The sequence below is a fragment of the Streptosporangium fragile genome, assembly GCF_039534445.1.
GTDB classification, from domain to species: domain Bacteria; phylum Actinomycetota; class Actinomycetes; order Streptosporangiales; family Streptosporangiaceae; genus Streptosporangium; species Streptosporangium fragile.
In genome coordinates, this window is record NZ_BAAAVI010000041.1 from 20,337 (window position 1) to 31,724 (window position 11,388).

The 11,388-nt window shown below is 72.5% G+C and carries 8 protein-coding genes; 4 read left to right on the forward strand and 4 right to left on the reverse strand.

Features of this window, described 5'->3' with window-relative positions; translation table 11 throughout:
• Positions 1-30: 30 nt before the first annotated feature.
• On the reverse strand, positions 31-1,443 hold the full coding sequence (locus ABD841_RS25080; RefSeq protein ID WP_344976568.1) for a GH39 family glycosyl hydrolase: 1,413 nt from the start codon (positions 1,441-1,443) through the stop codon (positions 31-33).
• Positions 1,444-2,144: 701 nt separating this feature from the next.
• Here ABD841_RS25080 and ABD841_RS25085 point away from each other — a divergent pair.
• Complete coding sequence (locus tag ABD841_RS25085; protein WP_344976570.1) at positions 2,145-3,170, forward strand: phenylacetaldoxime dehydratase family protein; 1,026 nt, start codon at positions 2,145-2,147, stop codon at positions 3,168-3,170.
• A gap of 58 nt (positions 3,171-3,228) precedes the next feature.
• Here ABD841_RS25085 and ABD841_RS25090 read toward each other — a convergent pair whose 3' ends face one another.
• Both ABD841_RS25090 and ABD841_RS25095 read right to left on the reverse strand, forming a co-directional pair.
• Complete coding sequence (locus tag ABD841_RS25090; protein WP_344976573.1) at positions 3,229-5,403, reverse strand: ATP-binding protein; 2,175 nt, start codon at positions 5,401-5,403, stop codon at positions 3,229-3,231.
• A gap of 953 nt (positions 5,404-6,356) precedes the next feature.
• Positions 6,357-7,313: a helix-turn-helix transcriptional regulator gene (locus ABD841_RS25095; RefSeq protein ID WP_344976576.1), complete on the reverse strand. Its 957-nt coding sequence runs from the start codon at positions 7,311-7,313 to the stop codon at positions 6,357-6,359.
• 77 nt (positions 7,314-7,390) lie between these two features.
• Between ABD841_RS25095 and ABD841_RS25100 the strand changes: the two genes are divergently transcribed.
• Positions 7,391-8,137, forward strand: coding sequence for an alpha/beta fold hydrolase (locus tag ABD841_RS25100; protein ID WP_344976579.1), 747 nt, complete (start codon positions 7,391-7,393; stop codon positions 8,135-8,137).
• 90 nt (positions 8,138-8,227) lie between these two features.
• Here the strand turns inward: ABD841_RS25100 and ABD841_RS25105 are convergent, their stop codons facing one another.
• Complete coding sequence (locus ABD841_RS25105) at positions 8,228-9,082, reverse strand: SGNH/GDSL hydrolase family protein (RefSeq protein WP_344976582.1); 855 nt, start codon at positions 9,080-9,082, stop codon at positions 8,228-8,230.
• 179 nt (positions 9,083-9,261) lie between these two features.
• Between ABD841_RS25105 and ABD841_RS25110 the strand changes: the two genes are divergently transcribed.
• Both ABD841_RS25110 and ABD841_RS25115 read left to right on the forward strand, forming a co-directional pair.
• Complete coding sequence (locus ABD841_RS25110; protein ID WP_425582035.1) at positions 9,262-10,491, forward strand: isochorismate synthase; 1,230 nt, start codon at positions 9,262-9,264, stop codon at positions 10,489-10,491.
• 286 nt (positions 10,492-10,777) lie between these two features.
• Positions 10,778-11,335, forward strand: a complete 558-nt coding sequence (locus tag ABD841_RS25115) for a GNAT family N-acetyltransferase (RefSeq protein WP_344976588.1) — start codon at positions 10,778-10,780, stop codon at positions 11,333-11,335.
• Positions 11,336-11,388: the final 53 nt, after the last annotated feature.

Genomic DNA, 11,388 nt, shown 5'->3' on the forward strand with positions numbered 1-11,388 from the left:
CCGCCCCGCGGCGCGGGACCGCGCGGGGACTCAACGGCCGCTCCACTTGATCTCGTAGGGCTGGAGGGTGACCTTCTTGCCGTCCACGGTCGCGGTGACGGGCTTGTCGGCGGTGTTGACCATCACCAGCCGCTGAGGCTGGGCCAGCACGCGGACCAGGGGGTCGGAGGAGGTGACGGGTTCCAGTTCGGCCCCGGCCGGGAACCAGCGGGTGAACTCGCTCACCAGCGTGCCGGCCGGGCGCAGCGCGCCGGTCCGCGGGTCCCACATACAGCCCTGGCAGGCACCTTCCTTGGTCTGCGGGTTCCAGTACAGGGCGGTGGCGGCGCCGCTGCGGGCGAACTCCATCATCGAGACGGCCTGCACCGCCATCTGCTTGGGCTCGGTCCACGTGGTGCCGTCCTCGGGCACGAAGTACCACTCCGCCCACCAGATCGGCAGGTCACCGCTTTGCTCGCGCAACCAGGAGGTGACCGCGCTGAACTTGCCCAGCGCCCCGAACTCGTCGGGCCGCAGCTCGTGGCTCTCGGTGGGGGAGGCGCCGTCCACCACGACGAAGTCGGCGCCCTTCTTGTTCTTGAACCAGTACTTGAAGGCGTCCAGGGCGTGCTGGCTGACGGTGCCCCACGGGCCGTTCAGCTCGGTCCGGCCCTCGCTCAGGCTGTCGAATCCCAGGTACGGGCCGCCGATCCGGGCGTCCGGGCGGACCGCCTTCACCGCGTCGTACACCTTGTTGTACAGGTCGGTGTAGCCCTTGATGTCCGCGGGTTTGGAGTGGTCCTTCCAGAAGCCCTTGAGCTCGTTCCAGACCATGAAGTACTTGACGTCGCGGTAGCGGGCGGCGACGGCGGCCGACAGCTTGGCGAAGTTGTCGAAGTGCTCCGGGTACGGGGCGTCCTCCAGGTGCTCGGCCCAGGCCGACTCCTGGGTCGGGCCCTCGGGGCCGCCCTTCATCCAGTCGGGGGCGCAGCACAGCGTGATGACCGGGGTGGCGCCCGACTCCTTCATGAGGCTCAGGCGGCTGTCGAGGTCCTCCCAGTGGAACTCGTTGGGGCGGGGCTGGGGGTTGAGCGCGCCGAAGCCCATGATGTGCTGGTTCTGCAGCATCGGGGTGCGGGTGAGCACCCCGGCCACGTCCTGCTCGAACTGCGGGGTGACGTTGTTCGCGCTGACGGCGGTGTGGGTGAAGCCCCAGCGCGGCCAGGCGGCGTCCACCGGCGGCGGCTTGCGGATTCCGGTCTCCGCGGTGGCCGGTGAGGCGGTGGACGGCCCCGAGGCCGACGGCTTCGAGGCGGACGGCTTCGTGCCGGGCTCCGCGCGGTCCGTGGCGCCGCCCGTGGAACAGCTCGCCAGCGCCAGCGCCAGCGCCGTGATCGCCGCGGCCGAGACCGGCCTCCACCCGGAACGCCCCCGCCCTGCTGATGCAGGGATATCCGATGACACCTGTTTCCTACCTAATCCTTGATATTTGACAGGGTTGTAGCCTTCCGTGAGGGGTGTAAGGCCGACGTAACGTGAGCCCCGTTCACAGCCAATCGTTACACCGGCCGCACCGTCCCCGGGCGGGCCGACCGGATCGCCGACCGCGGCGGTCGGCGGCGGGCGCCCGCCGCCGACCGTGATGTCCACAAGCGCCGCGGCATCGTCGGGCGCCGCCCCGACCGGCTCAAGCGGTTCCACGCCCCGGCCACCCGCCATGACGGAACCACCGGTTCCCGCACCGCCGTGGTCGCCGTCGCGTCCGCGCCGCTCCGGCTGTGACCCGCGGCTGCCGAAGGCAGCCCCTGGGGACGCCCGCCCGTTACTGGCGTTTTACATGCGCTCATTACTGACGAATTACATGCCGAGTTTGGCAAGTTGAGGGTGAACCGCCCGAGTTCCACGGAGACCCATGATTGTTCCATCCGAGGGAGGCGCCGGGCCGGCGGCGGACGTCCCCGTCCCGCGCCCGCCCCACCCGCTGACAGACCTGGTCCATGCTCACGGCCACGCTGATCGCAGGTGACGGAAGACCCGGTGAGCGACCTTCGGACGAGTACGTTTCCCCTCCCGGAACCACCGGCGGCACCGGAAATCGCCTTTCCAGAACCACCGGCACGGTACCGGTCACCTGACCGGGACGCCACCCCTACCTGAGGTGTCTTATGGCAAAGAACCGCCCCGCTGATTTCCAGAACCCCTATCCGGCGTACAGTCTCCGCCTGCCCGAGGAACTGCCGGGTGTCACCGTGCGGCAGTTGGCGGTCCAGCACCGGGCGGCGGAGGAGGCCACCGCCGTGGTCGCGGGAATCACCGACAGGCTTCACGGCGCGCACGCCCCCGTGACGTACGAGCGCGCCACCCACGTTGACGGCCTCGGCTACACCAATGAGATCATCCTCGCGTACTGGCTCGACGCCGAGGCCGAGAAGTCCTGGGGCGCGGAGCATCCGCTCGACTCGTGGGCCGGACCGGAGCTGACCGCGGAGGGCGGGCCGATCGGCCTGTGGTCCGAGACCCTGCGGGCGCCGGTGGACCATTTCGAGACGTCGTACTCCTACGATTCCCCGTCCTGGGGTCTCGCGTCGCGGTTCCCGGCGGCGCCGAACATCTACCACTCCTACAACGGAGCGATGCGGGACCGCATCGCCGCCGCCGAGGACGGCGGCCTCGCCGGCGAGGCCGAGCACCTGCCGCAGGCGGGGCCGGTGGAGCCGGCGGGCCGCCATCTGGTCGTGACCACCCCGGGGAACGTCTGTTTCATCCGCAGCCCGCAGGGCTGGAGGCAGTGCCCGGACGACGAGCGCGCCTGGTTCGAACAGCGCGTGCTGCCCGTCTACCGGGAAGGCGTCGAGTATCTCGCCGGCAACCCCCACGAGACCGGATGCCTGTCCGCCCGCCTCGTGGACCTGACCGTGTCGAACGACGACCGGATGCAGACCGCTACGCTGGCGTGGTTCCTGAGCCTGTCCCACCTGGAACGATGGGCGCACAGCCACCCGACGCACATCGCGATCTACCGCAGCTTCGGCGAGTTCGCGGCCCGCTTCGCCCCCGACATTCACATGACGCTCGGTCACGAGGTCTACGTGGTGCCGGAAGGCGCCCTCATGGAGTATCTCAACTGTCACGGGCAGACCGGTCTCCTGCCCCACTTCCCGGCGGCGGAGCGGGCGGGAGACCTCCGGTAGACGCGCCCCGTCGACGGCGCCGGGAAGTGAGGCCCCGGCGCCGTCACCCCGCCCGTCGTCACCCCGCCTGGCCGCGTGGCCGAAGGCCGTCGCCGAGGGGATCCGGCCACGGGCCCGCGCCCGGGGTGTCGTGGGTGCGCGACCTCAGCGCCTGCTCCCAGAACGCGGCCGTCTCCCGGCGGGCATAGCGGCGCTCGACCCGTTCGGCAGCCGGGGCGCCGGGGCGGGCGGCCTTCCCCGGCACGGCACCGGACGTGAGATGCCGGGCCGGCGCGGCCACCTCGGTGGGCCGCAGACGCATCATCGCCTCCCCCACCCGGACGTGGGTGCGCGACCGGCGCAGACGGGACATGCCCTCATAGAGGAGATCGCGGATCAGGGGGTAGGCGAAGCGCAGGCGGCCGGCCCCCGGCTCCACCACCAGCCCGGCCGCGAGGGCCGCCTCGACCGCGTCGACCACGGCTTCCGCGCCGCCGTCGTGCATCTCCGCCAGAACGTCCACGTCGATCTCCCCGCCGATCACCGCCGCCTCACGGAGGACGGTCCGGACGTTCTCCGGGAGGCGGGCCAGGCGGTGGCGCAGCACGTCACGGACCCCTTCGGGAACCCCCGACCGGGCCGCGGTCTCACCCGCCGCGCCGATCAGCCTGGCGGTCTCGCGGATGAAGAACGGGTTGCCGCCGGTGCGCTCGGACACGATGGCGGCGGTCTCCGGGGAGACCTGGTGACCGCATACGGCCTCGAGCAGTTCACCGGTCATGGCGGCGTCCAGGCCGGGCAGCGGGAGGCGCAACGGCTCCAGCCTGGCCAGAGCCGCGAAAGGGCCGGAAAGGTCCTTCTCCCCGTCGTCGCGGTAGGTGACCAGGAACGAGGTGCGCGTCCCGCGCAGCTCGGCGGTCAGGTGCAACAGGGTGACGACGGTCTCGTCGTCGGCCCGGTGGAGGTCCTCCAGCACGATGACAAGCGGTGCGATCCGCGAAACCTCGGCCAGGTACGAGGCGATGGCGCGGCGCAGCCGGAACCACCCGGCGGCGAGGTCCTCACCGGTGCCGGGGCCGCGGTCCTCGAGCAGAGCCACCAGCCGTCCGGTCACCACCTCGTCGGGAGCGACCCGCTCGCCGAGAGAGCGGCAGATCTCCACCCACGGCCAACCGGCCGGCGCTCCCCCGGTCTCCGGGCAGCGGCCGACGGCGACCTGCCGCCCCTGCGCGGTCAGGCGTACGCCGGCCTCCTCGACGAGTGCGGACTTGCCCATGCCCGCTCCTCCGCCGATCAGCGCGAGCCGTACCCGGTCATCCAGCAGCGCGGCGATCTGCTCCTCCCTGCCGTACAGCCGGCTGCCGGGCGGCCCGCTTCCCTCGGAGGGCCGGGCGGCGTCCGCCCGCCCGGTCAGCGCGACACCGTGTTCGGCCGGGTCGTGCTCGAAGGCGTGGGCCATGGCGCCGTCGAGCACCGGCGACTGGGCCAGCATGTCGGCTTCGAGCCGGCGCAACGCCTGACCGGGGTCCACGCCGAGTTCCTCGGCGAGGGTGTGACGCGCCTCGCGGAGCGAGGTCAGGGCGTCACCCTGACGACCGGCGCGGTAGAGCGCCAGCGCGAGCAGCCGCCACCCCTCCTCCCTGAGCGGGTGCGCGGCGACGTGCGCCCGCAGGTCGGCCACCACGGCGGCGGCCATCCCCTGCCGCATGATCGAGGCCGCGCGCTGCTCGATCGCCGTGGCGTGCAGCTCGTCGAGGCGTGTTATCTCGGCCGTCGCCCAGTCCGCGAAGGCGAACTCCTGGTAGGCCGGGCCACGCCACAGGGCGAGCGCCTCGTCGAGTTTCCCCGTCGCCGCGACCGCGTCGTCCGCGCCGAGCAGCATGGCACCCTGCTGCACCAGCTCCTCGAAACGCCAGGCGTCCACCTCCACGGCCCGCAGCGCGTAACCGGGAGACACCCGCACCAGCAACCCGGCGGACATCCGCGTGTCCCGCCTGGCCTCCAGCGCCCGGCGTAGGTTGGAGACGTAGGCCTGGGTCGTCGCGAGCGCGCTCGGCGGCGGCTGCCCGTGCCACAGATCGTCAATGATCTGTTCCACGGGAACGACCTGGCCGCGAGCCAGCATGAGCCGAGCCAGCACGGAACGCTGCCGCGGGCCTCCCAGCGCTATCCGCGTCCCCTCCGCCACCGCCTCGAACGAGCCGAGTACGCGGAACGCGACCGTGGCCGGCGGCGATGCATGGTGAACTGCCAAAGATCTGTTCCCCCTGGGTTCACGGTCCCCTCAGCAGGCCGGTGGCGCGCTGACGGTCGTGTCTTGAACGTGTCGAGAGGAGACGGGAGACGGACGGAGACCGTACGTCCGCGGCGCGACCGGTCCCCGGGCGTGCCGCGGCATCCGGGTGCCCGGAGGCCGGCCGGTGTGCCGCTCGTGCCGCCCCGTCCCGCGGGAGACGGCATGCCGATCGGGCCGTCGGGGAAGCTCCGCCGGGCCGCCGGCCGGGAGATGCGGAGAAAAGGTGCGGGCGGCCGGCGGAGCGGCGGCTCGCGTGGTTCGACGACCACCGCCCGAGAGCCTCGGTGAGGGGCGGGCATGGGCGGGGTGGTGGGTTCCTGGAGGCTGGACGTGGGGTGGATCGGACACGGGCCGGCGCTCTCCGGGTGGTTTTCCAGTGCCCGCCGAGAATAGCAATCCTCCCGGGAGAAGTGATCAACCCGGAAGATGACCGACATCGTCCGCGGAGGGGAGTTATGAGAACTGTTTTTCTCGTAAGCTGAAGTTTTCGCCCCGCATTCCGGCGAGCCTGATCGTTCGCAGCGAAAAGCCTGTCCCGGGGCGAGCAGCGGATTCTTTCGACGATCGGCCGTTCTCGTCCATCGTATGTTTCCCGAGCGTTTCCCGCGCGTTTCCCGCGTGAAGGCCGTCGCCTTCCGGACCGGGCCCGTCCCGCCCGCCGGCGTCCGCGCGGGCGGCTCCCGGACGGGCGGCCTGCCGGGCGGGTCGTTCCGGTGGGCGGCTCCCGGGCGGGCGGTTCGGCCGGCGAAGCCGTACGGGCGGCGGTAAGCCCCCGGAAAGCGTAAGGACCTCGCTCGGATTTCCCGGCGGAACACGTGCCGTTAACCGTCTTTCCTGACGGGTCGTCCGCCGTTAACCGTCCGGGATGAAACGAATGGCGGGACCAGGGCGTCCGGCGCCGGTCGCCGCGCTCAGGGCGGGGCGGCGGAGGCGAAGGCGGCGAGCCGGGCGGCCAGCGCCCTGACCTCGTCGCGCAGCCCGTCCGGGGTGATCACGGTGAACGGCCAGCCGAGCCCGGCGAGCATCTGCGCCATCCCGTCCAGCCGCTCGGCCCGGGCGGCCAGCAGCACCCCGCCGGACGTCTCGGTCAGCGTCGCCGTCGCGGCGGGAATCCGGGCGGCCGCCTCCGGCAGGCTCGTCTCCAGCAGCACCCTGACCTCGTGCCGGTACGGCACCGCCGAGAGCGACCCCACCACGTGCGCCACCGGGTCGAAGCCCGCCGGCGTCTCGAATCCCCGCCCGGTGCGCGCGGCGCCCGCCACCCGGTCGACCCGGAAGGTCCGCACCTCCCCGCTGCCGTGGTCGAACCCCGCGACGTACCAGCGCCCCGCGTGGAAGACGATCCCGTAGGGGTCCAGGTCACGCTCGGACTCCTCGCCCCGCCAGGAACGGTAGGCCAGCCGCACCGTCACCCGGTGCCGCGCGGCGTCGGCGAGGGCCAGGAGCGGAGCCGCCTTCGGGGTACCGGCCCGGGCCGCGGCGGCGGTGTGGCTCAGTGTCTCCGGCACCGCGTCGACGCGCTCGCGCAGCGGGCGCGGGAGCACCCGCTGGATCTTGGCCAGCGCGCTCTCGGTGGCCGCCTCCCCCACCGCCAGCCCGATCCGCCGCCCGGCCAGCAACCCGAGCACCACGGCCGTGGCCTCGTCGTCGGTGAGCATGAGGGGCGGCAGCCGGTAGCCGGGCAGCAGCCGGTAGCCGCCGTAGCGGCCCCGCTCCGCCCGCACCGGCACCCCGAGTTCGGAGAGCCGCGCGGCGTAGCGCCGGATCGTGCGCTCGTCCACCTCCAGCCTCGCGGCGAGTTCCGGGCCGGTCAGCCCGGGGCTGGCCTGCAGCACCTCCAGCAGGGCGAGCACGCGAGAGACCGTCATGAAAAATCCTTGGAAATCAGGACTGAAGCTGTCCGGATGCGATCCTACGGTGAGATCAGGCACTCAAGGGAGAGAACATGAGCACTTACGTCCTGGTCCCCGGTTTCTGGCTCGGCGCGTGGGCCTGGGAGAAGGTCACCCGGCCGCTGCGCGCGGCGGGGCACGACGTCCACCCGGTCACGCTCACCGGCCTGGGCGACCGGGTGCACCTGGCCGGCCCGGGGGTCGACCTGGAGACCCACATCCAGGACATCGTCCACGTCATCACCTACGCGGACCTGCACGACGTGATCCTCGTGGCGCACAGCGGGGCCGGCGGCCCGGTCACCGGCGCGGCCGACCGGATCCCCGAACGCGTCGCCAGGATCGTCTACCTCGACAGCGGCCCGCTGGCCGACGGCATGGCCTGGATGGACGTCAACGAACCCGAGTGGCGGGCGTTCGTCGAGAAGCGGGTCGCCGAGCGGGGCGGCGGGGTGGGCTACCCGCTGATCTCCTGGGAGGAGCAGGAGCGGAGCGGGGCCGGCCTGGAGGGGCTGGGCGAGGCCGAGCGCGCGTGGTTCGCCTCCCGCGCCACGCCCCAGCCGTACGGGGCGATGACCCAGCCGCTGGCGCTCAAAGGCGGCGCGGACGCGCTGCCCAAGACGCTGGTCGCGTGCTCGTTCCCGCTGGAGCAGGTGCACGCGATGATCGACGCGGGCCACCCGTCCTTCGCCGCGCTCGCCGGCCCCGAGTGGAGCTTCGCCGCGCTGCCGACCGGCCACTGGCCGATGTTTTCCAAGCCCGAGGAGACCGCCGCCGTCCTCGCCGCCCTGGCGGGCTGAGCTCCAGGCTGCTTTACGGTGTAGATTCAGCATCGGCGCGGTACCCGGACGGCGGGCACCGCGCGGAGACCGGGGACGGCGGGCCCGGCGTCAGAGAGCGGGCGCGGGCTGCCGGTCCTCCTCGAACCAGTCGCGAACCGCCGCGAAGGTGCGCTGCGCGATCAGCCGCTGGCCCGCGGCGTTGGGGTGGAAGTAGTCCCACTTGCTGATGTGGTCCAGCGTGAACTCCTGACGGAACAGGGCGTTGCCGTCGAACCTGCAGGCCGGGCCGTAGGCCGCGCAGACCCTGGCGAGGGCGGCGTTGTAGCCGGCCACCCGGGCGCGCACCCGGTCGCGCCGGGCCCGGTCGGCCGCGGACGTCGAGGTCGGCCGCGAGAGCATGGTGGGGCAGATGCGGCCGATCGCCCAGAAACCACGCGCCACCAGGCTGTCCTTGCCGACCTGCCAGAGCCGCTTGATGTCGGGGATGCTCGCGACGAACACCCTGCCCTCCGGCCTCCCGGCCCGGAACAGCTGAAGGGCGTCGGCGATCCGCCTCTGGTAGACGGACACGGGGGTCATCCGGCGCTCGTCGGACACGCAGGCGTCCTGGGCGCCGATCAGGAGCGTGACGTAGTCGGCCCGCCGGGCCACCGCCTTCTCCATCTGCCCGGCGAGGTCGGCGCTGGTCGCCCCGGGCACCGCGAGGTTCACGTTGTTCCGGTAGAGGGTGTCGTCGGCGTCGAGCAGCCTCATGTAATGGCTCTGCACGGACGGGTCGTCGCCCGCCGACCAGGAATGCGAGACACATCGGACGTACCAGCCACAGGCGTTGAACCCGGCGCTGATGGAGTCGCCGACCGCGGCCATCACCACCGGCCGCCAGGGCTCCGCGGCCGTGGCCCCCGCGACCCCCGCGGGGACGGCCGGGAGGGTGGCGAGCACCACCCCTGTGAATGCGGTCACAGTCCTGCGCAGCATGGCACCTCCGGTGAGAGATCACGTCTGCTTCGGATGTATCACCGCAGGACAGCGGGGCGTCCTCTCTTGACCGAGTGCCTTGGTTTTCTTGACGGACCGTGGCGTCGGTGCCGGCCGGGGAGTCACTGTCGAACACGTTCAGTTTCCGGCATAGAGTGGCGGGGGTGAGTGTAACGCTCGGATTGACCCGTCCCCTTGTGGTGAGAACCACCCTCGTCGACGATCCCGGCGACCTGTTCGGCCGGCTTCCCGAGGCCGCCCCTTACGCCTGGATAAGGCACGGGGAGGGCCTCGTCGCCTGGGGTGAGGCCGCGCGTGTGGCCGTCCCGCCGGGCCCCCGGCGTTTCGACTGGGCCCGCGACCGGTTGTCGGCCATGTTCGCCGAGGCCCTCGTCGACGACGACGTGGCGGCCCCCGGCTCCGGCCCGCTGGCCTTCGGCTCGTTCACCTTCGACCCCGAATCACCGGGATCGGTGCTCGTCATCCCCCGGACGGTCCTCGTCCGGCGTGACGGCCGCGCCTGGCTGACCACCGTCGGCGAGCAGCGGCTCGACGCCGTCACCCCGCTGCGCGACCCGGGCCGGATCCGGTACGGGGACGGCAGCCTGACCGCCCCCGAGTGGGAGCACGCCGTGGCGCGCGCCGTACGCCGGATCAGGTCGGGCCTGCTGGAGAAGACCGTGCTCGCCCGCGACCTGACCGCCACCGCGGAGCGGCCGATCGACGTCCGCCTGCTCCTGGCCCGCCTGGCCCGGCGCTACCCGGAGTGCTACACCTTCTCCTGCGCGGGGCTGGTCGGCGCCACCCCGGAGCTGCTGGTGCGGCGCACCGGGGAGACCATCGAGTCGCTGGTGCTGGCCGGCACGATCCCCCGGGGCACCGACCGGGTCGACGACATGGCGCGCGGCGCCGCCCTGTTCGCCTCGGAGAAGGACCGCTACGAGCACACCTGCGCGGTGGAGTCGGTCCGGGAGGCGCTGAGCCCGCTCTGCGCCGAGCTGAAGATCCCCGAGGCGCCCGAGCTCCTGGTCCTCTCCAACGTCCAGCACCTGGCCAGCCCGGTGACCGGGCGGCTCGCGGCCGGGACCTCCGTCCTGGACGTGGTGGCGGCCATGCACCCCACCGCCGCCGTCGGCGGCACGCCCACCGAGGCGGCGCTCGGCGTCATCCGCGAGCTGGAAGGCATGGACCGGGCCGGGTACGCCGGACCGGTCGGCTGGATCGACGCGCGGGGGGACGGCGAGTGGGGCATCGCGCTGCGCTGCGCCCAGATCGAGGGCCGCAACGCCCGGTTGTTCGCCGGCTGCGGCATCATGGGCGACTCCGACCCCGGCTCCGAACTCGCCGAGGCCCAGGCCAAGCTGCGTGTGATGCAGTACGCCCTGGAGGGCTGACCCGCGCCCGGCCCGCCGCCCGGGTACCGCGCGTGACCGGACATGCCGGACCGGCCGCGTGACCGGCACGGCGGACCGGCACGGGGGCGGCACGGGGGTGGCACGCGAGCACGGAGGGTGACTGAATGTTCGCCCAACCGCGTCTGTTCCCCGCCGGACGCATGGGCGTACGCTCGCAGTGGCAACACTTCGGACATTTCCGACACAAATCCGTCGGTTTCTTCTGCTCGACGTTCTCTCACCGCCCCACCGCGCGGCCGGCCCGCTCGTCAGGGAGAGGAAGACCATGGCGCTACTGACCACAGACCGTCTCACGGTCCGCGACTGGAGTCCCGACGACGCCCATGAAGCCCTGGCGGTCTACGGCGCGCCCGAGGTCATCCGAGGGCTCTCCCCGGCCGTGAAGCGGATCGAGAACGAGGAGGGGATGCGGTCCCTGCTGGAGTCGTGGGTGCGCGACCGTGACACGCTGGCGCCCCCGCTGGGCCGCTGGGCGATCGTCCGCACATCCGACCAGCGGGTGATCGGCGGGCTCTCGCTGCGATACCTGCCGCCGGACGAGGAGGACATCGAGATCGGCTGGCAGCTCGCCCCGGACGTCTGGGGACACGGCTACGCCACCGAGGCGGGCCGGGAACTGGCCAGGTGGGCGTTCTCCATCGGCGCCCACGAGCTGGTCGCGGTCGTCCGGGTCGACAACGAGCGCGGCGCCGCCACGGCCAAGCGCCTCGGCATGCAGTGGGTGGGCGAGACGGACAAGTACTACGAGACGCGTCTCAACGTCTACCGGCTCTGGCCCAGCGACCTGACCGAGGCCTCGGAGGGCGACGCCTTCGGACGCTGAGCGCCGCGCCGTCCCGCATCCCGCGGGGCGGGATGCGGTGCCGCACCGCCCCG